The sequence below is a fragment of the Mesorhizobium sp. KR9-304 genome (assembly GCF_040049215.1).
In the GTDB taxonomy this organism is placed as follows: domain Bacteria; phylum Pseudomonadota; class Alphaproteobacteria; order Rhizobiales; family Rhizobiaceae; genus Mesorhizobium_K.
Genome location: NZ_JBDZDN010000002.1, coordinates 15,977 through 41,561 on the forward strand (window position 1 = coordinate 15,977; position 25,585 = coordinate 41,561).

Genomic DNA, 25,585 nt, shown 5'->3' on the forward strand with positions numbered 1-25,585 from the left:
CGGCCTGCCGGGTAGTGGGTGGCGAGTATGTTGAGGCTAGCAAGAGCGTTCTGGAAGGACGAGCGCGGGATCGCGCTGATCTTGGTCAGTATCATGCTGCCGGCGATCATTGGCTTCGCGCTGCTGGCGATCGACATGAGCCGCGCGAACAACCTTCACAACGACCTGCAGAAGGCAGCCGACAGTTTTGCACTAGCCGCGGCGGCGGAACTGGATGGCGGACCGGATTCCTGGGCCAGGGCCGAACGGGCGATGGCGACGCTGGTGGACAATATTTCAACGTTCTCGACGGCGGGGTCCACGACGCTGAATGCCGGCCAGCCCGGAGGCGCGGCGCGCTGCAATTCGGCAGGCAGCATCTCCTGGTGCTTCCTCAAAGACATTCCCGCCAGTGACAGCACGGCAATCACGTCGGCCAACTACGCAGACGCCGATCCGGCAGTCGGCAGAGCGGAGACCGCTTTTATTAGGGTGAACGTGCAGCCAACCGCATTCGCCACGATTTTCCCTGCCTCTTTCCTCACCGGAAGCACCGCAGACAACGCCATGAATATCGGAGCCGAAGCGGTCGCGGGCTTCAGAAGCGGGGTCTGCGACTTCACGCCCGTGTTCATCTGCAACCCCTATGAGATGGTGGGCGGAGTAAACGACGCCGGGGGCATCACGCTGCAACAGGCTGCGGCCAGCCGCCAATACCGCCGCAGGCTCATTGAGCTGCGCAAGGTGGGCAACGGCGCCGCTGCCGGACCTGGAAACTTCGGCTTTCTCGAACCCCCGGAGGGTGTCGGAAACGGTGCGCAGGCGCTCGCCGAGACCATAGCCACATCGCAGCCATCGGGCTGCTACTCCAGCGGTAAAGTGACTACGAAGACCGGCCAGAACGCCGGACCCGTACAAGACGCCTTCAACGTGCGCTTCGGCATAAAGGCGAGCGGAAACCACTTCGACTCAGCGATCTATGGCCCCGCCGAGAATGTGCGCAAGGGCGCGATCCAGACCAAAGGTTCCGCCAATCAGTGTCCCGCCTACAATCAGATCGAGTTCGGCCTTGCAGGCAACGCGGGCTTTCCGCGAGATACGTCGTGGCCCTATATGGGCGGACGGATGGGGAGCGGGAGCTGGGATTTCACCCCCTACTGGGAAACAAATTTCGGCGGTTCGACCGACTATCCGACCGACTGGGACAGCGATGCGCCAACCCGTTTCGACATCTACCGCTACGAGATTGAAGCCGAGCTGACCGGGACGGTGTCGCCGGGTGGCGAGTCCGGCGATCCAGACAGCGATTGCCAGCCGCCCATCTCGGTAGAGACCATCGATCGCAGGCTCGTGTATGGCGCCATCGTCAATTGCACGGCACTGACCGCGGCCGGCAACGACCTATCCGGTCACAGCGAGAATCTGCCGGTCGAGGCTTTCGGCAGCTTCTTTCTGGCCGAGCCGGTGTCGTCGCCTTCGGACGACGCCTCCGTGATGGTGGAATTGGTTGATGTTTCGGTTGGCGGGCGGGGCACGCTCGACAACTTCGTGCGCGACGAAGCACAGCTGTATCGGTAGGTGTGCAATGCGTCGGATGCTCCTCATGCTGACGGATCGCTTCTGGAAAGAAGAGCGGGGAGCGATTCTTGTCGAGATGACGCTGATCACCCCGCTGATGATTGCGCTGTCCGCCGGCGTTTTCGAGTTCGGCAATCTTATTCACCAGAAGCTTTTGATCGAGGCGGGCCTGCGAGATGCCGCCCGCTACGCTGCCCGCTGCAACAGTCAATTGTACACGGATTACGGCTTGGCTGCGATCAACTGCGCGACGAACGCGGAGAACATTGCCCTCTACGGCAACGTCGCCGGTACGGGAACAGCCAGAGTTGCGGGGTGGTCGGCAACGAATGTCACCATCGATATCGCCAATCTCGCCGACTGCAGGGACGCCGTGGCTGGCGGCGTCACCCAATACCGGTCGGCGACGGAAAAGGTCTGCATCGTCAGGGCCGCCAGCACGTTCCAGTACAACGGCACGGCGCTGCTCGCCTATCTTGGCCTCAACCCCATCACGCTCAACGGCGTGCATGAGGAAAGGTATATCAGGTTCTGACCATGATCCGCCGATTCCGAAAAGATGAGAATGGCTCGGTGATGGTCGAAATGACGATCTCCATTGTCTTGCTTCTGATGCTTACTTTGGGGTTCGTGGATTTCGGTCATGCCTATTACCAGTGGAATGCTGCGGCCAAGGCCGTCCAGGTTGGCGCCCGGCTGGCCTCGATATCAGATCCGGTGGCAACAAATTTAACCGGAGCCGGGCCAACCGATACGCCCGGCGCTCCGGTAGAGGCGGGAGATTTCGCGGCATTTGTATGCACGTCCGCCGGCGGCGGCACGTGCGGGGGATTTAGCGCGGCCAACTTCAGTCGGATTTTCCGAGGCGACACGGCTTTCACCAATGACGATGCCTGTCCTGACATCCAAGGAAGCCAGCGGCCGGGCATGTGCCACTTCTTCCCGGGCCTTCGCCGCGCCAGCGTGAGGATCACCTATTCGGCTTCCGGCCTGGGCTATCAGACGCGGCCTGACGGTCCGGTGCCGACGATCACGGTCAGCCTGCAAAACGTGAGTTTCCGTTTTTTCTTTCTCGGCGGGCTGTTGGGGTTCAACAACATCGCCATGCCATCCATGCTCAGCACCGTAACCGGCGAAGACATGAAAAGCACCGCTCCATGAACGCCATCAGCCAAAAAGTCCTGCCCATGCACCGAAAGAGGATAGCGCTCTACTCGTCGGACATGCAGTTCCGTCGCGAGGTCGCCGCGCGTCTCGAGTCATTGGCGATCTATGACGTCCAGGTTGCTGATGCCGCTGCGTTCCTCCAGGGCGCCGCCTCTGAATCCCGACCGTCTGTGATCATTCTCGACGTCGATGACGGTGACATCCTCCTGGAACCTGCCATCGCCGCTGCACGGGCGAGTTGGTCCCCCATTCCCGTTATCGCCATTTCGGCCGAGCTAGCGCCCGACCGCATCCGCAGCTTGGTGCGGATCAACGCGTCCGACTGGCTGCGCAAGCCGCTCGACGGTAAGGACCTGCTCAACGCCGTGACGTTTCACGACAGCGGTAGCCACGCTTCGAGAAGCAGGGTGCTCACCTTTATCTCGGCGAGCGGCGGTGCCGGCGCCACCACGCTTGCCCTTTCGGCCGCTAAATATCTTGCAGACAAGTCTGCGGAGAGCGCGGCCGGGACATGTCTGGTCGATCTCGATTTTCAAAGCGCGAACTGCGGAGCCTATCTCAATCTGTTCAATCATTTCGACATCGAAGGGATCGTCAGCCAGCCCGAACGGCTGGACGTCGAGTTGATGGACGTCATCAAGCTCACCCGCGCACCCGGCTTCACCATGTATTCGTTCGAGCGGCCAAGCCTTCCCTTCGACGCGAAAGGGCGGGAATTTGTGCTCAGGCTGCTCGATCTGATTGCCTACCGTTTCGAGCATGTCATCGTCGACCTGCCGAACTTGGAGACGCCGTGGCAGAACTCAGTCCTCTCGACGAGTGACGAGATCTTCGTCGTGTTCGAACTCAATGTCGCTTCGCTGCGCCAAGCCAAGCGTCTGTATACCCGCATCAGGGAGCTGAAGGGAAACGCAGCCAGCGTGACCCTCGTCATCAACAAACACAAGCGCAAGCTGTTCGGGAACCATTTCTCCCGCGGAGAGCTGGAGAAGATATTCAAGGCACCCCACATCAAGGCGGTCACGTTCGACCGCACGCTGATGGCCGACGCCCTCAACAGGGCCATGCTGCCTGCGGAGATAGACGGGCGCGCAAGGTTTAACCGGGACCTCAAGCGGATCTTTCAGGAGCGCATCGATGCAGTCCCGCCCGCCTGACGCACGCAGGGCGGGAGTCCTGTTGTCGGCTATGGTGCTATTTGCAGTTCCTGCCGCCGCGGAAGAACTCCAGCCTGTGATTTTCGCTGCAAGCACGTCGAGGCCGCCGCTGCCCGCAATGGGCCCGAGCTTTCGCCAGACGGTCAGGCTTGCGACCAGCGAGGCAGCCGGAACCGTCATCATCCGAAAAAACATCAACGCTCTCTATTTGGTCACCGGACCCAACCAGGCATTGCGTTACCGGATCAGCGTCGGGCGCGACGGCTTCCAGTGGACCGGGACCGTACGCGTCGGAGCCAAGCAGGAATGGCCTGAATGGCGTCCACCTGCCGACATGCGAAAACGGCAGCCGGAGCTTCCGAAGATGGTTCCCTCCGGCCCCTACAATCCACTCGGCGCGCGAGCGATCTACCTGCACCGCGAAGGCAGGGACACACTCTATCGCATCCATGGCACGAATGACCCGTCCGGTGTCGGCTTTGACGGAACGTCGGGATGCTTCCGCTTAACCAACACCGACGTTGTGGATCTCTATAAGCGTGTCGAGATCGGCACCAAGGTGGTGGTGGAATGACTACCATTTCGAATGGCTCGGCCCCCAGCATCGACGAAAAACACACGATCCAGCCGAAAGTTGGCGTCTTCACGCCGACACTGACGCTTGCTATGGCGCTCACCATTCTCAACCTGGCCGTGGCCGTCTACATCTATCGCTCAACGAGCAGCCTGATCGAGATCGATGGGCGCCTGGCCAACCTGAAGGCATTCGAGCAGCGCATATCGAACCAGCTCGACATGATGAACAACGGAGTGCAGGGGAGGCTGGAGGCGCTGCAGAGTGATTTCCAAAGTCAAATTGGACAGCTGAATGACGGGATAACCCGACTAGGCACTCAGGGGCAGCCGGCCGCTGCCGACGAGATCGTCGCGCTGCCCTCCCTGGAGCCCGCCCTTGAGCCCGCAGCCGATCCGGTTGCCGACCTGGAGCCGGAGCCTCTCAAGGAAGCCCCGGTGGCGTCCACCACCAGCAGCGCCAATGTTGTGCCAAGGCAGAAGTCCTCTGCCTATGAGAGGATCCAGTCAGCGGACGGTAAGGTTTACTATCGCAAGGTGCGCTAACCTGCATGGGCGGCCCATGCGCATAATTCCAGGCGCGATACTGTGCGCAATGTTGGCGACCTCGGCTACTCGCGGGGCAGCGGACGTTCGTTGCCTGCGCGTTGTCAACGTTGACTTCTGGGACGTGCTCTACATTCGAGCAAGCGAGACGCACCGGGCCAAGGCCGTCGGCGCCATAGCGCCTGATCATGACGGCATCCTGCAACTAAAGGGGGCCTGCAAGCCATCCGGACAGTCCACCAAACGCCAATGGTGTCCGGTGGACTATTTCCCGCTCCCAACCGTGCGCATATCCGGGTTCGTCAAGGCATATTTCGTGGCTGAGGCAACGTGCCCAAAAGGTTTTGCCGGGGCTCCTTGATACGCGGACTAATAGCCGCAGTCCTCTTCCTCCTGCTGAGAAGAGAAAGCGGCATGGCAAAGCAGCGACTGGCGCGTTTACCCTGTCAGAACATGCCAGTTCTTTTTGGATGAACAAAGTGTTAACATTATCTGGAATTGTGGGGGTGGCGTGTGGGTAATGTTCGGACGCTCAGGGAGGCAAATCCGCCCATCTTATCCATAGTTGTGCCGTGCTTCAATGAAGCCGACGGCCTCTTAGAACTGCACCGAAGAGTCGCCGATGCCTGCATAGCCGTAGTCGGCAATTCTTACGAACTTGTGCTCGTCAACGACGGCTCATCAGACGCTACTGGTGCACTCATTGCGCAGTTGGCTGATGCAGACACGCATGTGGTCGGAATAGACCTGGCGCGTAACTACGGACATCAGATTGCACTGAGCGCAGGGCTGGAGCTGTGTTGTGGGCAACGTGTTCTCATTCTCGACGCGGATCTTCAGGATCCACCTGAGCTTCTGGGTCCCATGATGGATGCTATGAACGACGGCTGCGACGTTGTGTTCGGCCAACGTTCAACGAGAGACGGCGAAGGGTGGTTCAAGCGATCGACCGCTGCAGCGTTCTACCGCGTCCTCAACAAACTTTCAGACACTTGTATTTCGCTTGATAGCGGCGATTTCAGACTGATGAGTCGCCGAGCCGTGGACCATTTGAACGCAATGCCCGAGCGATATCGTTTTATTAGAGGAATGGTTAGCTGGATAGGATTGAAGCAGCAGGCTTTTCCGTACGATAGAGACAGACGACATGCTGGCAAAACCCACTATTCCATCAAAAAAATGATCATGCTCGCTTTTGACGCAATCACTAGTTTCTCCGTGTTGCCATTAAGATTGGCGTCTCATCTAGGCCTCTTGTTCGGTTTACTTGGCATCGGCACACTGGCGTACACGCTTTTGGCTTGGTTCCGAGGCGAGGTCCTTCCCGGCTGGACAAGCATCGCCTCGATCATACTTATCCTAGGCAGCGTCCAATTGCTCGTCCTCGGCATCTTTGGTGAATATCTCGGCCGTATGTATATGGAGACCAAACGCAGGCCGCTCTACGTGGTCAGTCGGATAGTGGGGCGATCGTCGCAAAACGAGAAACGGGTAAAGCTTCAGCATCATAGAGTCGTCGCCGATGCGTGAAGCCGAGTTCGATCAATATGCCGAGGACTATCGTTCGCTGCATGCGGATAGCATACGCCTGAGCGGCGAGTCTCCCGACTATTTCGCTAGCTACAAGGTCGATGACGTCGCCGAGCGCCTAGCGGACCTTGGCGTGCTCCCAGAGCGCATACTGGACTTCGGTGGAGGGATCGGTAACTCGATCACATTTCTCCGCAGCGCATTTCCCGATGCAGAGCTCGTTCTGCTAGACCCGTCCGAGAAATCATTGGCTGTCGCGGAAAAGCGTCACTCGGGACAGGCGCGCATAACGGCCTTCGATGGCGTGACTATTCCCTTTGCAGACGCCTACTTTGACCTCGTGTTCGTGGCGTGCGTTTTCCATCACATCCCTGAACGGGATCAAGTTCCTACCCTTGGCGAAATCAATCGAGTGCTTAGGAGTGGCGGCAGCGTTTTCGTCTTCGAGCACAATCCGTTTAACCCACTTACGGTGAAGGCAGTGGCGGACTGTGTCTTTGACAAAGGTGCCGTATTGATATCGGCCTCTGAAATGCGCAGCCGCATGGCGGCAGCCGGTTTCGGTCAGTCCCGAATTTGCTATCGCATCTTTCTTCCTCACTTCCTTCGATCGTTGCGACCACTTGAAAAGCTGCTGTGCTGGTTGCCTTTAGGCGGGCAATATTTTGTCCACGCAAGCAAGCCAAATAGCTGATCAATTCAGCACCGGCATGCGGGGCGCCGCGGCCGCGCGGTGGCCAGAACTTGTTTCGATGGCCATGGTCGCGATTGCCTGGATACTCATGCGTCACATTCCTGTTTCTCATGACGTGATTTGGCAGATGTGGGTCGCCCGCCAATTGATCGGCGGCGCTCAGCTCTATGTAGAGATATTGGAACTTAACCCTCCGCTATGGTTTTGGCTGGCGGTCCCAGTCGAGTGGGTTGCCCAAATCATAGCGCTGACCCCAGGAGAAGCGATCGTTGGCGCAGTCTTTGTCTACGCTACAGTCTCGCTGCTTCTAGTTGCCAGAATTTGCTCCGACCTCGATCGCTGGCATCGCTTCCAGTTGCTTGCATCTGTTGGTTTCGCGACGATCTGTTTGCCGATCCCCTTTTTCGCACAAAGGGAACACCTCACCCTGATTGGTGCAGTGCCTTACGTCATTCTTGCTGCTCGCCGGGCGGACCGCCTGAGCACGCCGTTCGTTAACGCTGTCCTTGTTGGTCTGGTCGCCGCAATCGGTCTTGCATTGAAACATTACTTTGTTCTGATACCTATCCTGCTTGAGGTCTGGCTGCGCTTGCGGCTTCGTCGGATGTGGCGTCCTGTGCGTCCAGAGACGACGACCTTGGCTATTTGCGGGATAGTCTATGCAGCATCAGTCCTGCTCTACGCGCATCCCTATTTCGACAATATCGTCCCAATGCTGACGCTGGCCTACGACGGCTATAACGCATCCTACCTGAGACAACTTGTAAGATTTTTCGTCGGCATTTGGCTGATCGGTTTCCCCTTGCTGTTTTGGACCGGCAGATCAAATCTGGCTTCGGTCGCATTTTGGACATCTGCTGGGTTCGTAGCGATCTATTTTATCCAACAAAGGGGTTTCGACTATCATTCATTGCCCGCCACTGGCTTGCTGTTCATTGGGTTGGCGGCGACCTTACAGATTGGGACGCCGTCGCTAGGGCACGCTCTTAGGTCGATCTCCGTTGCCAGTGCATTGGGCTTGATGCTTGTAGTTGTAGCGATTAGCGGGCCTTACGAGAATTCGAAGCGGACGATAGCGGAACATTTTCTGAACGGTGTTCAGCCCGGCGAAGCCGTTCTGATGATATCGGCAAATCCTAGCACAATCTGGCCAATGATCGAAGAAGCAGGGTTGGTTTGGCCATCGCGCCATATGACATTCTGGATGCTCGCGGCCATCGCACAGCAGCAACAGCAACAGGGTTCGTTAAGCCCTCGAATGCAGCTTCTCGCGGATGAAATAAGGATGCAGACGTCTGAGGACATGAGGTGTTATGAGCCCGCGATTATTCTGGTCGACGACCTTCGCCGTTCAAATGCGAACGGCTATGACGCACTAAGGTTCTTCAGACAGTACGAGCCCTTCGAAGAGGCCTTCCAGTCATACAAGCCAATTGGCAAAAGAAAGAACCTGACTGCTTTTGTAAGACAAACGAAGTCGAAATCTCCGACGCCAACGTCCTGCAGAACAGTTCACGCTGCCCGGCAATAACTCGCGGTGACCATGTGACCTGCCACTGAGTTTTTCCTCCACCTGGAGTTAGAGTCCGGCCTCGATTGAAGGACGGACAGATGAAGCGGAAGCGCTTCACGGAACAGCAGATCATCGCGGTTCTGCGCGAGCACGAGGCGCGCGCGAAGGCGGGCGACCTGGCCGTATGGGAACCTCTTCTGGTTGCCGACGTTGCTCGCCCATGTTTGACCCTGTGACACCCGCCGTGCTGGTTCTGTTGGCTTGCTCCCCGGATGAGCATCACTGCCGCGAGATGCGGCTCCCCGGACGTAGCGCACTGGCACGGGGGCTGGGGCATTCGCCGAGCGCTGAATAGGAGCCCGCCGCATTCCAACTCAGCAGCGGCGGGCTCTTCAACAAGGGAGGGACGCATCTTCTGTCAAAGTGCTGAACCTCGCTGGCCCTACGGCCCACTACTAATTGTTGCCGTTTGCGCAGGCTTTTGGATCGCTATCTGCCTGGCCTATATCAGGCTATGCCTTGAATTTCTCGAAAAACAGCAGATGCTAATTTGTTAGCCGGGGGTCGTACCAACCGGCTAGGCCCGGCTAGGCGCCCCTCCTACCCGCCCAAGAGTGCCCGGCTGGGCCGCCGCCTCACGCTTGGGTATCTTTGGAGGATGGCTAATGAGGAAACCCTACAAAAAGCCGGTGTTTGTCGCCCGCGATAAGGTGAGCAAGGTCACAGCCTTCAATGGCGGCGGTTCGCCGATTCCGGTTTCCGAGTGAGTTGACTGACCTGATGCATCCCTGGGCCATACGCATGGATGCTCCGGCGCCTTCGCCGCAGCCGTGGTGGTAGGACTGATTATGTGGCTGGTCTAGTCTTCAGCGGAGCCCCGCCTGTCTGAGATAATTACCAGCGTGGCGGCGATCTTCTCCAGCCGCTCGCGACGGACTAGCGTCGGCTTCTGATAGGTCTTTTTCATGCCCCCGACTCCCCTCTGCGGGCCTACGAGTTTACTTGCCCTGAACCGCCGCCATTTGGCCCGCCGGCTGCAATATGAACCAGCACTTCACGGCGAACCAGCGTCGGCTTCTCGTACTGCTTTTTCATGGTCAATCCCATAACCGTTGGTTTGAAAGTCTCACGGATGAGAGTTACGTCCGTTCTATTCTAGGATCACAACTCCGAAGAAAGCGGCCCGGCTGCTCGGCCTACGGGTAGGAGCGTGAGCAGCCGAGTCTAGCCGGTGGTTCGAAGACCGGCCACCTATAAACATCTGCTTAATTTCAGAAAATGAAAAGCCCGCTGCAGGCTGAGTTATCTGCGGAGGGCTCGCTACTTCCAAACGGGGGATATTTACAGATCGCCCGTGGCATAGAGGAACATCGCCCGCTGAGTTTTGTTCCTGCACGACATAGCCGGTTCTGCATTGCATTTTCGACAAATGAGATGATGCTGACCTAGGCCGGGGGAGACGAGGCATCCGGCATGGCCCGGGCCGTAACCCATTCGCAAGCCTTACGGCTCGGGCTACCACCACTCTCCTAAATGCGAGAGGTTTTGGGTAGCGCACGGCGCGTGGGAACCTCTTCCGGTCGCCCGCTGTTGCCGGCCCATGTTGGACCCGATTACTCCCGCCGTGCTGGTGCTGTTGGCTTGCTCCCCGGATGCGCGTCAATGCCATGAGATGCGGCTCCCCGAAGCTCATGCCACGATTGAAGCCTGTCGTGCGGCCTTGCCGGACAGGTTGCGGAGGATGCGCCACGAAGGTCAGCCTGCGATCGGACGTTGCGTTTCGCATGAAGGCGATGCCGGCGTTGACCCGATTGTGACCGGTGCTGTTGAACCGGGCCTCGCCACGGTGCGAGTTACCAGGATCGAAAACGGCAAAGCCGTTGTGTCAACTTACCGCGTTCCGCGTAGCGCAAGGTAAGCTACGGCCCGACATCAGCTACGCATTTCGCAACCAGCAACCATGCTCGAGTTCCTTACGCTGAACCCGAGACCAAGCTGTAAAACGGTTGAGATAAATGAGCCGGCCATCCGGTCCGTTGTGGCGCCTCCCGCGAGGCAAACGGAGCCTTATACGTCGCGGCCGAAAGAATTTGTGCGGTCGGCTGCTATAAACCCTTCAATTCCAGCCTCCTTCAATAGAGCGATGCAGTAGAGAAGGTTGGAACTCAGACCCGTTCCCTCCGCCACAACAACCTAAGTTGTTGTGATTTAATGATAAGATATTCCGGTGTTTTTCTGCCCCTAACGCGATTCCCAATGTGGAAACCGACAAAAGACAAGGAATCACGGCCGGGCTTTCGATTCGGCTGCGTTACGATCTTGCCCAGACTAGCCGAGGCCCCCGCCTTCGTCATTGCCATCCGAATTATCATCATCCGGCAATGGTGGTGGACTGCTTGCATTGGACGAGGCGGGCTGGGCCGTAACGGCCGGAAGAATGGCGCGCTTGTCCAGCTGTGGCTTCTCGTATCGTTTCATGTGTCGCATTCCCTCAGGGGATCATTGCCTAGCAGGGGTTAAGGCGCCGTGTCTACGCCGGCATGACGCCCGCAGAGCAGGCTGCCGCGGCGGCAGCAGGCCTGTGCCTAGTCCCGCCGAACGAGCGCCGGCGTTTCGTACTGCTTTCATCGCCCTGCTCTCAAGCTTTTCAGTCGGTCGAGCTCTCACAAACGAGAGTTTGCTTCAAAGAGGGAAGCCTTGCCTTCACGTTGGTCGGCGAGTGCTTTCGCGTTTCTTAACGGTTTCCTAGGACACTCGGCATTTACGAGAAAGGGAGGGCATGATGTCGTCGAAAGCAGGGGCCGGCCGACCAGGGACGCAAGCTGCAAGAAGTTGGATCGCGCTGGGCGCTGTCGCGGGGATGGCAGCCGGGTGTACCTCGCTGCCCGCCGATCATGCAGCCACCCTCTCGATGACAGATCCAAAATGGCGATCGCCGCAGTGTCAGGAGATTCGCGCCGAGGCGGCAAACTACAAAGAGCAAAAGGTCAGCTTTGCGTCCGGCGTCTTGTTCGGCCCTTATGGGCTAGCAATGGCAGCGGCAGTCAAAGAGCACCATGAAAAGAAACGTCGCCAACTCGCTCGCGAAATGCACATGAAATGCTCAAGTCAGCCATTGCCGAAAGAGCTTCAGGCAGACCCGATGGCCAAGCCGAAAAGCAACTCTGAATCGGCGCGCCTCTGACCGTTATTCGCTGAAGGCGCAAGGCCGTCCGTGCCGTCAGCCCGCCGGTTTGCGGCCGCTGGCGATGGTGATGACCGCAATGATGATGACACCGGTGAGCACCATGCGGATGCCGGCTCCAAAGCCGTAGGTGTTGAGCATGGTGACGAGCAGGAACAAGAGCATCGCCGCACCCCACAGGCCCGGCAGATTGGCAAAGCCGCCCGCCACCGAGGTCCCGCCGATCACCACGACGGCAATCGAGGCGAGCAGGTACTCCGCGCCCATGTTGAGCGCGGCGCCGCCTGAGAAGCCGGAGACCAGATAGCCCGTCAGGCCGGCGAACATGCCGCACATCACATAGGTGGCGAAACGAACGCGGTCGACCGGAAGGCCTGCAAGCCGCGCGGCGCGCGCGTTCTGGCCGATCGCTGTCACGGTCCGCCCGAACAGCGTACGGTGCAGTATCACGCTCATCGCGAAGGTGATGGCCATTCCCGCGACGGCAAGCACCGGAATGCCCCACAATATCCACGTGGTGAAGTCGGCGAGCAGCGGCGGCGGCTTGATGCGAATGCCCCGGCTGTAGGAGATGGCGGCGGACAGGAACAGGAAGCTGGACGACAGCGTGGCGATGATCGGCGGAATGCGAAGCAGCCGGATCAGACCGTAGTTGAAGACGCCGACGCCGGCGCCGCAGCCGAGCGCGATCGCCAGCCCCGGCACGATCATCGCGTCGCTGCCGTCCATGATCTTCATGGAGACAGCTCCGGCGAGCGTCATAGTGGCGGGAATGGAGAGGTCGACATTGCCCGGGCCGAGCGTGATGACATACATCTGTCCGATGGCCACCAGCACCGAGAAGGTGGCGAAGGACAGCGCGGCGGTCAGCACGCCGCCGCCGCCCAGCCCCTCGGTGAAGGCGATGGTGGCAAGCCAGATCGCCAGCGCCCCGGCATAGGCGCCGAGCCACGGTTTCCGGAGGATCGCGCGCAGCGCCGTCATGTGCCACGCGCCTCCGCCCGGTTGATGAGCACGCGCAACGCCAGCACCAGGATGAGGATGGCGCCCTGCGCGCCGATCTGCCAGTCGGGATTGAGGCGCAGGAAGGACAGGAAGGAGCCGGCAAGCGTCAGCGTCATGGCCCCGATAACCGCGCCGACCGGCGAGATGCGGCCACCCGTAAACTCGCCGCCGCCGAGAATGACGCCGGCGATGGAAAGCAGCGTGTAGCGCAAGGCGATGTTGGCGTCGCCGGAGGTGGTGAGGCCGACCAGCGACAGGCCCGCGAACATGCCGAACAGCCCGGCAAAAGCAAACATGATCACCTTGGCCTTCAGCAGCGACCAGCCGGCGCGCTCGACCGAGCGCGGATTGCCGCCCACGCCGCGCAGCACCGCGCCATGGGCGGAGCGCATCAGCCCGAAATGCACGACAACCGCCAGGGCGAGCAGGGCGTAGATCGTGAAGGGCACCAGCGGCGTCTTCCAGGTCATCAGCGCCCGCAGCCAGTCCGGCGCCTTGCCGCCGGGCGTCGGCAGCACGAGGATCGCCAGGCCGAGCCAGACGAAGGACATGCCAAGCGTCACGACGATGGATGGCAGGTTCCTGAGATGGATCAGCGCGCCGACCGCGGCATAGATCAGAATGCCACCCGCCAGCGCTGCCGCCCCGAGCAGCGGCTGTTCGTTGAGCCAGGTGGCGCCTACGCAGGCGACGAACCCGACATAGGCGCCGAGAGAGAGGTCGAGATCGTTCACTGTGATGACGAACATCTGGGCGATTGTCGCAAAGGCGATCGGCAGCGCGAGATTGAGCAGAAGGTTGAGGCCGACATAGCTCATGGCGCGCGGCTGCAGCCAGAACACCGCCAGCAGGATGGCCCCGAAGGACAACATCGGCAGCAGGATGCGGGCGTTGCGCGCCAGAAACGAGACGGGCATCAGGCGGCCGCTTCGAAAGAGGAATGCAGCACCCGTTCCTCGGTGATGGCATCGCCCGAAAGCTCGGCGACGATGCGCCCGTTGCGGAACACATAGACCCGGTCGCAATGCTTCAGCTCGTCCATCTCGGTCGTGTACCAGAGGAACGTTCGCCCCGCCGACGCTTCCTGCCTGAGCATGCCGTAAACTTCCTGCTTCGTGCCGATGTCGACGCCGCGCATCGGATCGTCCATGAGGATGATGTCGGCATCTGAACCCAGCGCGCGGGCAAACAGCACCTTCTGCTGATTGCCGCCGGACAGGGAGAGGATCGGATTGGCCATGTCCGGCGTACGGATGCCGATCTTCTGCTTCCACTCCTCGCCCATGCTTGCTTCCGCGCTCGGATCGATCAGCCACCGCTTGGTCAGCCGCGTCAGGGAACTGATGGTGGCGTTGTCGCGAATCGACCACAGCGGAAACAGTCCGTCGGTCTGCCGGTCGCCGGCAACCATTGCCGTGCTGCCCGACACCGTGACGCCGGCCTGCGCTTTGCGTTGCCCCTGGAAGATGCGGACCAGCATGTCGGTCTGGCCGTGGCCGCCGAGACCGGCAAGGCCGATCACCTCGCCGCGATTGGCCACCAGCGTGATCGCGTTGTCCTGCGCGGCGGGCGCCACCGAAACCTTGAGTTCGACGGCGGCGGTTGCCGAGCGCTGATCGCGCCGGGCCTGTTCCTGCGCCACGCTGCCCATGCTCTCGACGAGCGTGACACGTGTGAAGCCGCGCGCCGCGCGGTCCGCGACAACGCCGCCGTCGCGCATGACCACGATGCGGTCGGCGGTCGTCAGGATTTCATTGAGAAGGTGCGAGATGAGGATCACCGCGCCGCCGCGGTCCACGAATGTTCGCACAAAGGCGAGCAATTGGCCGGCCAGCACGCCGTCCAGCGACGAGGTCGGCTCGTCGAGGATGACCAGCCGGACCCGCGTGTCGGTGGCCGAGAAGGCACGGGCGATCTCGACCATCTGCCGCCGCGCGATGGACAGGTCGCCGACGAGCTGCGACGGGTCGATGTCATGGCCGGGAAAGATCTGGTCGAGCATGCCGCCGATCAGCGTCGCGGCACGGCGGCGCCAGCCGATGCCTCTCAGCGACGGATGCATGATCCGGGCGTTCTCCGCAACCGACAGGTTCGGGCAGAGCGACAGCTCCTGGAAAACGCAGCGTATGCCCAGGCGGTTCGCGGCGCCGACCCCGTAACGCTCGGAAACGTCGTGGCCCGAAACGAGAATGCGGCCGGCCGACGCAGAGAGCGTGCCGGCGAGGATGTTCATGAGTGTCGATTTGCCGGCGCCGTTGTGCCCGACAAGGCCGAGGCACGCGCCGGCCGGCACATCGAGGCTGACCCGCGCAAGCGCGCGAACGGCGCCGAAACTCTTTTCGACGCCGTCGAGATGAATGAGGACGTTTTGCTCGTTCTGCATCTGCATCGGCCAGGCGGACAACCTGTCGAAGGCTGCCCGCCCGGTCAATATCACATGCCGCCGATGACCTTCTGCGCGTCCTCGAGCGAATATTCGGTATTGGCCACGCCGCCCACTTCCGTGTTGGCGAGGTTCTCCTCGAGATTCGCCTGGTCGATGCGCAGGAATGGCACGGTCAGGTCCTTGGGTACCTCCTTGCCGTCCAGGATCTGCTGGGCAACCCAGAAGGCCAGCGTCGAGACGCCGGGAGCGATCGACACCGACATGGTCTCGTAGCCGTTGGCGTCCTTCTGCTCCTTCCACCAGGCGAGTTCGTCCTGGCGGTTGCCCATGATGATCAGCGGTGTCGGCCGGTTGGCGGCCTTGAAGGCCTGCGCCGCACCATAGCCGTCGCCGCCCTGCGTCACGACCGCCTTGATCTCGGGCAGCGAAGGCAGGATGCCGGCAACGGCTTTCTGCGCGACATCCTGCGCCCAGTCGCCATGCACGGAGCCGACGATCTTGAACTGCGGATTCTCCGCCACGCCCTCGTGGATGCCCTTCGAGATCTCGTCGTCGACGAAGACACCGGCGAGGCCGCGGATTTCCAGCAGATTGCCGCCTTCCGGCATCTTGTCCTTGAGGTAGAGGACCTCGTCCTTGCCCATCTGCTTGAAGTTGACGGCAATCCGCCAGGCGCAGGGTTCGGTGACGATGCCGTCGAAGGACACGACCGTGATGCCGGCGTCGCATGCCTCCTTCACGGCGCCGTTTAGCGCGTCCGGCGAGGCAGCGTTGATGACGATCGCATCATAACCCTGGAGGATCATGTTCTGAATCTGCGCCGCCTGCTCGGTCACCTGGTTTTCGGCCGTGGTGAACGGATCGGCCGCGGCGACGATCTTGTCGGCGACTGCCTGCTTGGTGACCTTGTCCCAGCTCTTCAGCATGGCCTGGCGCCACGAATTGCCGGCATAGTTGTTGGAAAGCGCGATCTTCTTGCCCGAGGTATCGGCTTGGGATGCGGTTGCCGCGAGGATGAACCCCGTGGCCAGAATTGCCCGATGCAGAGCTTTGTTCATGACTTCCTCCCTGTGGCGTCGTCGTCGCCATTTGGCGCGATCGACTGCCGGTTAGCGGCCCAATTTGCGGATTGCGTGATTTGTCCGAACCTTCCTCCTCAGCCCGGACAAGGCCGCCATTGGCACCCGGCGATCAACCTACTAACATGTCAGTATGGGCGCAACCGAAGAAAATGATCTGACGGCCGGCTTCCCTGCGGTTCCCACACCGCGGTCATCCGGGGCTACCGCCCGGGTAGTCGAAGGCCTGCGCCGTGCCATCGTCAACCTTGAATTCGAACCCGGGACCAAATTGGACAAGGCGGAATTGACGCGGCGGTTCGGCGTGTCGCGTTTCCCCGTCGCCGAGGCGTTGAACCGCCTCAAGGCGGAGGGTCTGGTCGACATCCGCCCGCAAAGCGGATCGATCGTTTCGCGCATACGCCTTGCCGATGCGCGCGAGAACATGTTCCTGCGCCGCGCCCTGGAAGGGGAAGCCGTTGCGCACCACGCGCAGCACCGCTCGAAAGAGCTGCTTTCAGCATTGCGGCTCAACATGCGCGAGCAGAAAGCAGCCATATCCGGGGATGATCGCGCGCGATTCCACCGGCTCGACCTGGAGTTGCACGACCTGTTCGTTTCGGTGGTCGGCTATCCGCGCGTGCGGGCCATGGTGGAGGGCGCTCGATTGTCGCTCGATCGCGCCCGCCGGCTGCTGATCACGCCCAGACGTATCGCCCTGACCTTCAGGGAGCATGCGAAAATCGTCGCGGCGATCGCCGCCGGCGATTCCCTTGCCGCCCGAAACGCAATGTCGGCTCATCTTGATTCGGTGATCGGGGAACTGGAAGACTTCGCCCGGGAATATCCGGCGCTGTTCGACGGCGACTGAACGCCCGGGGCGTGTGGGGAAGGCTGGATCTCAGCGCTTGCTAGGCCGCGATCGTCGAGCTGGCTCTCCAGCGGCGTTACGCCTCGTGCAGGATCGGCAGAATGTCGAGCAGTTCGCCACCTGGCTCGAATAGCGGCGCGAGCAGGCCGCTGATGCGCAGAACGCCGCGTCGGCCCACGAGATTCCGCTCAACTGCAAGACGCGCGCGATGGCGTTACCGGTCGCGAGAACAACGCGATCCCACCATCGCGCAGTTGGCGGGCTCATAGCCTCCGGCGGTCGACGTTGCCTGGCACCCCGCCGACGCGAACGCGGAGACCCCGACAATGAGCGCAATTATCGTCCGGTGAATTCGGAGCATCGCGAACCCTTTTCCATTGCCCGCAGCGACCCTGCCCGCAAATCAACAACGGCCAGACGCTCCGGGCAAGCCACGAAAAAGTTATCGGGATCGGCGAGCAGCGCCCCTACACTGTCAGGAAGCGCTTCACCTCGGCCGTGTCGAGGTCCTCGGCGGGGCCGGTGTGCACGATCAGGCCGCGGTCCATGATGTTCACCTCGTCGGCGAGCTCGCGGCAGAAGTCGAGATACTGCTCGACCAGCAGGATGGCGATGCCGGCGGTGTCGCGCAGGTAGCGGATGGCGCGGCCGATGTCCTTGATGATCGACGGCTGGATGCCTTCGGTCGGCTCGTCGAGCACGAGCAGCTTGGGCCGCATCACCAGCGCGCGGCCGATGGCCAGTTGCTGTTGCTGTCCGCCCGAAAGATCGCCGCCGCGCCGCGACAGCATCTGTTTCAGCACCGGGAAAAGCTCGAACACGTGCTCGGGTACATGGCGCTCGGCGCGCTTCAGCGGCGCATAGCCGGATTCGAGATTTTCCTTCACCGTCAGCAGCGGAAAAATCTCCCGCCCTTGCGGCACGAATGCGATGCCCGACCGGGCGCGATCATACGCCGCGCTCCGGTCGAGCGCCTTCCCCTCGAAGGCTACGCTTCCCGATGTCAGCCGGTGATGGCCGACGATCGATCTCATCAAGCTGGTCTTGCCGACGCCGTTGCGGCCGAGCACGCAGGTGATCCTGGCCGGCAGCGCGGTCAGCGAGACACCGCGCAGCGCCTGCGCCGCGCCGTAGTGGAGCGTGGCGTCTCTTACCTCAAGCATGGCGAAGGCCCCCGTGGTCACCCTGGTCCCCCCGCGCCCCCGCCGAAGCGGGGGTGGCTGGCCTTCCGGCCCGCCAGAGGGGGTTGGTGAAACTAACTATCGACCGCAGGAGACCGCAGGAGCGCACGCGCTGCGAGGCGCGCGAGGGCGATGAAACCGGCCGATCGATGGGAAAGCGCCAATACATCCTCAACGCCCCAGATAGACTTCGACGACGCGGTCGTCGGCCGAAACGAAATCCAGCGAGCCTTCCGAAAGCACCGAACCCTCGTGCAGGCACGTCACCTTGACGCCGAGCTCGCGCACGAAATGCATGTCGTGCTCGACCACGATGACCGAATGCTCGCGCGCGATGTCCTTGAGCAGCCGCGCGGTCTCCTCCGTCTCCGCGTCGGTCATGCCGGCGACAGGCTCGTCGACGAGCAGCAGCTTCGGGTCCTGCGCCAAAAGCATGCCGATCTCCAGCCACTGCTTCTGGCCGTGCGACAGGTTGGCGGCGAGTTCGTCGCGCTTGTCGCCAAGGCGTATGATGCCGAGGATGTCGTCGATGCGGCGGCTGTCGGCGACCGAGCGGCGGTAGAACAGCGCCGGGAATATGGAGCGCGGACCGCTCAGCGAAAGCAGCAGGTTCTCCTCGATCGTATGGCTCTCGAACACGGTCGGCTTCTGGAATTTCCGGCCGATGCCCATCATCGCGATCTCGGCCTCGTCATGCTTGGTCAGGTCAACCTGCCCGTCGAAGAACACTTCACCTTCGTCGGGACGGGTCTTGCCCGTGACGATGTCCATCATCGTCGTCTTGCCGGCGCCGTTCGGCCCGATGATGGCGCGCATCTCGCCCTTGTCGAGCACGAGCGAGAGATTGTTGATGGCGCGAAAACCGTCGAAGGAAACCGAGACGCCGTCGAGATAGAGGATGGTGCCGGATTTCGACATCGCCTACTCCGCCGGCTGCGGCTCGGGGCCGCTGTTGGGGTTCGCCCAGGCGCCGGTTTGGGCGCCGGGCTTCTCGCCCGCCTGCGGACGCACGATCTTCGGCGGTGTTTCGTCCGTGTCGATACCCTTCTCCGCGGCGACCGACGCCGCGCGCTCGGCCTTGCCGCCACCCCTGCCGCGCCACTGGTCCCACAGGCCCAGAATGCCTTTCGGCAGGAACAGCGTGACGGCGACGAACAGCCCGCCGAGCGCAAACAGCCAGAGCTCGGGAATGGCGCCGGTGAACCAGCTCTTGCCGGCGTTGACCAGCAGCGCGCCGATGATCGGGCCGACGATCGTGCCGCGCCCGCCGACGGCGGCCCACACCACCACCTCGATCGAATTGGCCGGATCGAACTCGCCGGGATTGATGATGCCGACCTGCGGCACGTAGAGGGCGCCGGCGATGCCGGCCATCACGGCCGACACGGTGAAGGCGAAGAGCTTTACGTTCTCCGCGCGCCAGCCCAGAAAGCGCGTGCGGCTTTCGGCGTCGCGCACGGCGATCAGGATCTTGCCGTACTTCGAGGTTACGGTCAGCCACGTCACGAAGACGCCGAGCGCCAGCGCGATGGCGCTCGCGGCAAACAGCCCCGAGCGGGTCGCGTTGGCCTGAACGTTGAAGCCGAGAATGTCCTTGAAGTCGGTCAGGCCGTTGTTGCCGCCGAAGCCCATGTCGTTGCGGAAGAATGCGAGCAGCAGCGCATAGGTCATCGCCTGCGTGATGATCGACAGGTAGACGCCGGTCACGCGGCTCCTGAAGGCGAACCAGCCGAACACGAAGGCGAGCAGCCCCGGCACCACCATCACCATCAGCGCCGCGAACCAGAACTGGTCGAAGCCGTACCAGAACCAGGGCAGTTCCTTCCAGTTCAGGAACACCATGAAGTCGGGCAGGTCCGGGTTGCCGTAGACGCCGCGCGACCCGATCTGGCGCATCAGGTACATGCCCATGGCATAGCCGCCGAGCGCGAAGAACGCGCCGTGTCCGAGCGAGAGGATGCCGCAATAGCCCCAGACGAGGTCGAGCGACAGCGCCAGCAGCGCGTAGCAGAGATATTTGCCGACCAGCGCCACCATGTAGGGCGGCACGTGGAATGCGCTGCCGTCAGGCACGGCGAGGTTGAGGACAGGCACGACGATCGCCGCCGCGACCAGGATCGCGATGGTGATCGCGATGCGCTTGTCGGAGCCGAAGAGCCGCGCGGCCATCATGCTTCCACCGCCCTGCCCTTCAGCGCGAACAGGCCGCGTGGACGTTTCTGGATGAACAGGATGATCAGCACCAGCACCAGGATCTTGCCGAGCACCGCGCCGGCGTAGGGCTCGAGGAACTTGTTGAGCACGCCGAGCGAGAAGGCGCCGACCAGCGTGCCCCACAGATTGCCGACGCCGCCGAACACCACCACCATGAAGCTGTCGATGATGTAGCCCTGGCCCAGATTGGGCGACACATTGTCGATCTGCGACAGTGCCACGCCCGCGATGCCGGCTATGCCCGAGCCCAGCGCGAAGGTCAGCGCGTCGACCCACGGCGTCTTGATGCCCATCGAGGCCGCCATGCGGCGATTGGCCGTCACGGCGCGCATCTGCAGGCCCCAGGGCGTGCGCTTCATGACGAACAGCAGCAGGAAGAACACGGCCAGCGAGAACACCAGGATCCAGAGCCGGTTCCAGGTGATCGACAGTTCGCCGATATCGAACGCTCCCGACATCCAGGACGGGTTTCCGACTTCCTGATTGGTCGGTCCGAAAATCGTGCGCACCGACTGCTGCAGGATCAGCGACACGCCCCAGGTGGCGAGCAGCGTCTCCAGCGGCCGGCCGTAGAGGAAGCGGATGATGCCGCGCTCGATGGCAAGTCCGACGCCACCCGCGACGATGAACGCAAGCGGCAGGGCGATCGCCAGCGACCAGTCGAACAGGCCGGGGAATGTGGTGCGAATGACGTTCTGCACCACGAAGGTCGTGTATGCGCCGAGCATCACCATCTCGCCATGCGCCATGTTGATGACGCCCATGACGCCGAAGGTGATCGCGAGGCCGATCGCGGCGAGCAGCAGCACCGAGCCGAGCGACAGGCCGTACCAGATGTTCTGCCCGGCGTTCCAAAGCGCCAGCGTCGCGTTCATTCTGGTGACCGCCGCGGAAACGGCGTCCTTCAGCGCGCCTTGCGAGCTTGCCTCATAGGCGGTCAGCAGCGACAGCGCCTCGCGGTCGCCGCGGGACGCGATCACGTCGATCGCCGCGAGCTTTTCCGCCTCGGGCAGGTCGGACAGGAGCACGGCGGAAGCGCGCGCCTGCTCCAGCCTTGTCTTGACGCTGGAGACGGTCTCCTTGGCAATCGCGGCGTCGAGGGCGGGTATCGCCGCGGGATCCGGCGTGCGGAACATCGTCTCGGCGGCGGCAATGCGGACGGCAGGATCGTCAGATCCCAGTGTAAGCGTGCCGAGCAGGTCGCGGATGACGCGCCGCAAGGTGTTGTTGACGCGAACCTTGGTGACTGCCGCCTTGGGTTCCTCGCCGGCTTCAGCGCCGGTCAGCGGGTCGGCAAGCTTGACCGCCTGTCCGGCCTCGGCGCCGATGAAGACGGCGCTATCGGCTTTGCGGAAATAGAGATTGCCTTCCGCCAGCGCCGCCAGCGGCCGCTCGACGGACGTGTCTCCCGTGGCGGCGAGTTCGCGTACGATCGCCTCGGTGGCCGGGAACCCCTTTGCCGTGGCGAATTTCGCGATGATCGTGCGCAGCGCGGCTTCGTCCGCGGATGCCGGCGCAACGAAGGCGAGCGCCACAAGGACCGTCAGCAGCAGCCGTCTGAAGAGGATGGTCACGGAATGAGCGGGCCTTGTTGTGATCAAGACGCTCCGGGCGAAGAGGAGGGATCCGCCCGGAGCTGTTCGCGATGGCCTCAGGCCTCTCGCGTCAGTTGGTGCCCTTGCCGCCGCATTTGCCGGTGGCGACGTTGAAGTTGCCGCACGACATCGGGGCGCGCCAATCGGAGATCAGGTCCTTGGAGTCGGGCAGATAGTCGGACCATTCGTCGCCGACCACGAGGCCGGAGGTCTCCCATACGGTCTCCATCTGGCCGTCGGCCTGGATCTCGCCGATAAGCACCGGCTTGGTGATGTGGTGGTTCGGCATCATGGACGAGAAGCCGCCCGTGAGGTTCGGCACCGACACGCCGATGATGGCGTCGATCACGGCGTCCGGATCGGTGGTGCCGGCCTTCTCGACCGCCTTGACCCACATGTTGAAGCCGATCACATGGGCTTCCATCGGGTCGTTGGTGACGCGCTTGTCGTTCTTGATGAAGGTGCGCCAGGCGTCGATGAAAGCCGCGTTCTCCGGCACGTCGACCGACTGGAAGTAGTTCCACGCGGTCAGGTGGCCGACCAGCGGAGCGGTGTCGAGGCCGGCGAGTTCTTCCTCGCCCACCGAGAAGGCGACGACCGGGATGTCCTCGGCCTTGATGCCCTGGTTGCCGAGTTCCTTGTAGAACGGCACGTTGGCGTCGCCGTTGATGGTCGACACCACGGCGGTCTTCTTGCCGGCCGAGCCGAAGTTCTTGATGTCGGTCACGATCGTCTGCCAGTCGGAATGACCGAACGGCGTGTAGTTGATCATGATGTCTTCCTTGGCCACGCCCTTCGATTCAAGGTAGGCCTGCAGGATCTTGTTGGTCGTCTGCGGATAGACGTAGTCGGTGCCGGCGAGCACCCAGCGCTTCACCGAACCGCCGTCCTCGCTCATCAGGTAGTCGACCGCCGGGATCGCCTGCTGGTTCGGCGCAGCACCCGTGTAGAACACGTTGCGCTGGCTTTCCTCGCCCTCGTACTGGACGGGGTAGAAGAGCAGGCCGTTGAGCTCTTCGAACACCGGCAGCACGGACTTGCGCGACACCGAGGTCCAGCAGCCGAACACCGCCGCCACTTTGTTGACCGCGAGCAGCTCGCGCGCCTTTTCGGCAAACAGCGGCCAGTCGGACGCCGGGTCGACGACGACTGCTTCGAGTTTCTTGCCGAGCAGGCCGCCCTTCTTGTTCTGCTCGTCGATCAGGAACAGCATCGTGTCCTTCAGCGTCGTCTCCGAAATCGCCATCGTGCCCGACAGCGAGTGGAGGACGCCGACCTTGATTGTCTCTTCCTGCGCCATCGCCGGCGAAGCGAGGCCGATGCCTGCCGCGATCGCACTCGCGGACAGGAAATTGGTTATCGTCGAAAAACTACCCCTCATACGGAGATCTCCCACTGGGCGTTGCACCGCAGTAGACGATGCAATGGCTGTGCCAATTCAGCGGAGAGCCTATGCCACAAGGCGTTTGTGTTGCGATTTCAGTGACCTAGGAAAGCCGGCTACATATCCTGCCTGAGTAGACGGTTCCTTGCCGCAAGGGACGGTGAGGGAATTTTGCGCAGCGCACAAAACTATGTCTAAGTTTTAAGCAGAAGTTAACGCGTGCCTATTTTATGGACGTTGATTGTGGACGAGGGAAGCGCGAAGCCTACCTGTCGCTGCCGCCGAAGCGGGTCCCGTCCATGCATTTGCTGACACGGCAGCTGCGCGTGTCGGCGGTCGGCACGCTTTCCTTGATCGCATCCTGGCCGGCCTGGCAGAAGGATTCGTTCGCCACGTAGCGATCGTAGAGCGGAACGCCGTTGCTGCCCGATTTCCGGTAAAGGATCGCAACGCCGTCGCGGTTCACCGCATCCTGGACCTCGGCACAGGTCATGTCCTGCACCATATACCGCACGATTGCGGACGCCTCGACGGGCGTCAGAGCCGCGACGATTGCCAGTACGAGCTTTTTCACGTGTCGGTCCCCTGCCGGTACGGACCAATCGTAGCAGATGTTTTTGCCCTCGACAGCCCGGTGCCGATGGGCACATGCGCAGACTGCCTAACGTTTGGAACAAGGTCGCAGCCCATCGAGTTGTGTCCACGCGCACCTAGCAGGAGACAGCGACATTCATGGCCACCACCGAAGCACGCGCCGGCGGCGCACACCTGGCCGCGCTGAAGATTTCGAGACGCTGGAAGAACAACTCAGCGAGGGGCTGGAAGACACTTTCCCGGCGAGCGATCCCGTGTCGGTTGTCTCGACCCTTATCGCCGGCCGCGCCAAGACGCACATCGGCACCGACGAGGTCATCCGGCGGACGCGCGACGTCAAGAGGCTTTCCAGCCATGCTTGACGGCGTCGCCGCCCGGGTCGACACTTGGGGAACCAAAGCCCTTTCGGCTTGTTTTAACTGGTTAGGGCGTATCAGGCGCCCTTGGTGTCGGAGTTAGGAGTACGACATGTCGTTGCGTGCGGTCTGGAAGGGGTTTCTGAAATTCGGCGGCGTATCGTGCGGCATCAAGCTGATCAACGCTGCAAGCGAATCCGAGAAGATTCATTTCCGCATCCTGAACCGGAAGGACCGCCTGCCGGTGAAAGCCGCCTATGTCGACGAGGTCACCGGCGACATCGTCGGCGCCGAAGATCAGGTCAAAGGCTACGAGCTGAACAAAGGCGAGTACCTCCTGATCGAGCCGGAAGACATCAAGAAGCTGAAGCCCACCACCGAGCATATGCTCGAGGTGGAAGAGACCGTCGATCTCGCCTCTATCGATCAGCGCTATCTCGACAAGCCCTATTACATCGTACCGGCCGACGCCATGTCGAAGGAACCCTTTGCCGTGATCCGCAAGGCGCTGGCGACGAAGAAGGCTGCCGCCCGCGCCCGCATCGTGCTTTACCAGCGCGGGCGCGAGGTCGTCATCCGGCCGTACGGCGACGGCATGATGATGACGACGCTGCGCAACGCCACGGATGTCGTCTCCGAGAAGGCGATCTTCGACGGCATAAAGGTACCGAAGACCGATCCGGAAATGGTCGAGATTGCAACGCTCCTGATCGACAAGAAGATCGGCAAATTCGATCCGTCGAAATTCGAGGACCGCTACGAGAACGCGCTGATCGAGATGATCAACGCCAAAAAAGCCGGCAAGAAGCCGCAGAAGCCAGCCGCGCCGCCGAAGGAAAACGTCGTCAATCTTGCCGACGTTCTGCGCAAGAGCCTGGAGAAGGAAGGCATCAAGACCGACAAGGCCAGGAAGCCGGCCGCCGGCGGACGAAGAAAATCGGCCGCATGAGACGTCGGGTGGACTTGCCGCAGGACTGCGCCTTCCCGGGTGGAAGAATTGCTCCGACTCGGCACCCCGGT

At 61.7% G+C, this 25,585-nt stretch carries 22 protein-coding genes and 1 pseudogene; 13 read left to right on the forward strand and 10 right to left on the reverse strand.

Translation table 11 applies throughout. From position 1 onward, the window contains the following. Window positions 1-27: 27 nt before the first annotated feature. The 11 genes from ABLE71_RS12335 (at window position 28) to ABLE71_RS12385 (ending at window position 11,921) form a co-directional block, all read left to right on the forward strand. Window positions 28-1,557 (forward strand): pilus assembly protein TadG-related protein, encoded by a 1,530-nt coding sequence (locus ABLE71_RS12335; protein ID WP_348783748.1) that lies wholly within the window; start codon window positions 28-30, stop codon window positions 1,555-1,557. Window positions 1,558-1,582: 25 nt separating this feature from the next. Further along, complete coding sequence (locus ABLE71_RS12340; protein WP_348783749.1) at window positions 1,583-2,092, forward strand: TadE/TadG family type IV pilus assembly protein; 510 nt, start codon at window positions 1,583-1,585, stop codon at window positions 2,090-2,092. A 2-nt stretch (window positions 2,093-2,094) separates the two neighbouring features. Continuing rightward, window positions 2,095-2,718 (forward strand): TadE/TadG family type IV pilus assembly protein, encoded by a 624-nt coding sequence (locus ABLE71_RS12345; protein ID WP_348783750.1) that lies wholly within the window; start codon window positions 2,095-2,097, stop codon window positions 2,716-2,718. Next, complete coding sequence (locus tag ABLE71_RS12350) at window positions 2,715-3,881, forward strand: pilus assembly protein (protein ID WP_348783751.1); 1,167 nt, start codon at window positions 2,715-2,717, stop codon at window positions 3,879-3,881. Before ABLE71_RS12345 ends, ABLE71_RS12350 begins: the two co-directional genes overlap by 4 nt. Further along, window positions 3,862-4,455, forward strand: coding sequence for a L,D-transpeptidase (locus ABLE71_RS12355; protein WP_348783752.1), 594 nt, complete (start codon window positions 3,862-3,864; stop codon window positions 4,453-4,455). Before ABLE71_RS12350 ends, ABLE71_RS12355 begins: the two co-directional genes overlap by 20 nt. Continuing rightward, on the forward strand, window positions 4,452-5,000 hold the full coding sequence (locus ABLE71_RS12360; RefSeq protein ID WP_348783753.1) for a hypothetical protein: 549 nt from the start codon (window positions 4,452-4,454) through the stop codon (window positions 4,998-5,000). Before ABLE71_RS12355 ends, ABLE71_RS12360 begins: the two co-directional genes overlap by 4 nt. Before the next feature lie 513 nt (window positions 5,001-5,513). Beyond that, the gene (locus ABLE71_RS12365) at window positions 5,514-6,530 is read left to right on the forward strand and encodes a glycosyltransferase family 2 protein (protein WP_348783754.1); all 1,017 of its coding nucleotides are present in this window, start codon (window positions 5,514-5,516) and stop codon (window positions 6,528-6,530) included. Further along, window positions 6,523-7,224 (forward strand): class I SAM-dependent methyltransferase, encoded by a 702-nt coding sequence (locus tag ABLE71_RS12370; protein WP_348783755.1) that lies wholly within the window; start codon window positions 6,523-6,525, stop codon window positions 7,222-7,224. The genes ABLE71_RS12365 and ABLE71_RS12370 overlap by 8 nt, the downstream gene beginning before the upstream one ends. Window positions 7,225-7,282: 58 nt before the next feature. After that, window positions 7,283-8,755 carry a hypothetical protein gene (locus ABLE71_RS12375; RefSeq protein ID WP_348783756.1) on the forward strand — a complete coding sequence of 491 codons (1,473 nt, stop codon included), beginning with the start codon at window positions 7,283-7,285 and terminating at the stop codon, window positions 8,753-8,755. An 80-nt stretch (window positions 8,756-8,835) separates the two neighbouring features. Continuing rightward, window positions 8,836-8,973: a hypothetical protein gene (locus ABLE71_RS12380; protein ID WP_348784508.1), complete on the forward strand. Its 138-nt coding sequence runs from the start codon at window positions 8,836-8,838 to the stop codon at window positions 8,971-8,973. 2,546 nt (window positions 8,974-11,519) lie between these two features. Further along, on the forward strand, window positions 11,520-11,921 hold the full coding sequence (locus ABLE71_RS12385; protein ID WP_348783757.1) for a hypothetical protein: 402 nt from the start codon (window positions 11,520-11,522) through the stop codon (window positions 11,919-11,921). A gap of 36 nt (window positions 11,922-11,957) precedes the next feature. Here the strand turns inward: ABLE71_RS12385 and ABLE71_RS12390 are convergent, their stop codons facing one another. The 4 genes from ABLE71_RS12390 to ABLE71_RS12405 are packed head-to-tail and all read right to left on the reverse strand — an operon-like array spanning window position 11,958 to window position 16,370. Further along, window positions 11,958-12,905, reverse strand: coding sequence for an ABC transporter permease (locus tag ABLE71_RS12390; protein ID WP_348783758.1), 948 nt, complete (start codon window positions 12,903-12,905; stop codon window positions 11,958-11,960). After that, the gene (locus ABLE71_RS12395; protein ID WP_348783759.1) at window positions 12,902-13,843 is read right to left on the reverse strand and encodes an ABC transporter permease; all 942 of its coding nucleotides are present in this window, start codon (window positions 13,841-13,843) and stop codon (window positions 12,902-12,904) included. The genes ABLE71_RS12390 and ABLE71_RS12395 overlap by 4 nt, the downstream gene beginning before the upstream one ends. Beyond that, window positions 13,843-15,315, reverse strand: coding sequence for a sugar ABC transporter ATP-binding protein (locus tag ABLE71_RS12400; RefSeq protein WP_348784463.1), 1,473 nt, complete (start codon window positions 15,313-15,315; stop codon window positions 13,843-13,845). Before ABLE71_RS12400 ends, ABLE71_RS12395 begins: the two co-directional genes overlap by 1 nt. Window positions 15,316-15,359: 44 nt before the next feature. Then, a complete protein-coding gene (locus ABLE71_RS12405; RefSeq protein ID WP_348783760.1) occupies window positions 15,360-16,370 on the reverse strand; it encodes an ABC transporter substrate-binding protein in 1,011 nt (336 codons plus the stop codon). Between the two features lie 154 nt (window positions 16,371-16,524). Here ABLE71_RS12405 and ABLE71_RS12410 point away from each other — a divergent pair, with 154 nt between their 5' ends. Beyond that, window positions 16,525-17,241, forward strand: coding sequence for a GntR family transcriptional regulator (locus ABLE71_RS12410; protein ID WP_348783761.1), 717 nt, complete (start codon window positions 16,525-16,527; stop codon window positions 17,239-17,241). A 467-nt stretch (window positions 17,242-17,708) separates the two neighbouring features. On the opposite strand, the gene urtE is transcribed toward ABLE71_RS12410, so the two are convergent. The 6 genes and pseudogenes from urtE to ABLE71_RS12440 form a co-directional block, all read right to left on the reverse strand. Then, on the reverse strand, window positions 17,709-18,404 hold the full coding sequence (gene urtE / locus ABLE71_RS12415; protein WP_348783762.1) for an urea ABC transporter ATP-binding subunit UrtE: 696 nt from the start codon (window positions 18,402-18,404) through the stop codon (window positions 17,709-17,711). Between the two features lie 189 nt (window positions 18,405-18,593). Beyond that, window positions 18,594-19,340, reverse strand: coding sequence for an urea ABC transporter ATP-binding protein UrtD (gene urtD, locus ABLE71_RS12420; protein ID WP_348783763.1), 747 nt, complete (start codon window positions 19,338-19,340; stop codon window positions 18,594-18,596). Window positions 19,341-19,343: 3 nt separating this feature from the next. Next, complete coding sequence (gene urtC / locus ABLE71_RS12425; RefSeq protein WP_348783764.1) at window positions 19,344-20,594, reverse strand: urea ABC transporter permease subunit UrtC; 1,251 nt, start codon at window positions 20,592-20,594, stop codon at window positions 19,344-19,346. After that, a complete protein-coding gene (gene urtB / locus ABLE71_RS12430) occupies window positions 20,591-22,210 on the reverse strand; it encodes an urea ABC transporter permease subunit UrtB (protein ID WP_348783765.1) in 1,620 nt (539 codons plus the stop codon). Before urtB ends, urtC begins: the two co-directional genes overlap by 4 nt. 91 nt (window positions 22,211-22,301) lie before the next feature. Next, window positions 22,302-23,534, reverse strand: a pseudogene (gene urtA / locus ABLE71_RS12435) (urea ABC transporter substrate-binding protein); the annotation flags it as partial. 346 nt (window positions 23,535-23,880) lie between these two features. Next, window positions 23,881-24,189, reverse strand: coding sequence for a hypothetical protein (locus ABLE71_RS12440; protein ID WP_348783766.1), 309 nt, complete (start codon window positions 24,187-24,189; stop codon window positions 23,881-23,883). Window positions 24,190-24,677: 488 nt separating this feature from the next. Between ABLE71_RS12440 and ABLE71_RS12445 the strand changes: the two genes are divergently transcribed. Beyond that, window positions 24,678-25,514 (forward strand): Ku protein, encoded by an 837-nt coding sequence (locus tag ABLE71_RS12445; protein ID WP_348783767.1) that lies wholly within the window; start codon window positions 24,678-24,680, stop codon window positions 25,512-25,514. Window positions 25,515-25,585: the final 71 nt, after the last annotated feature.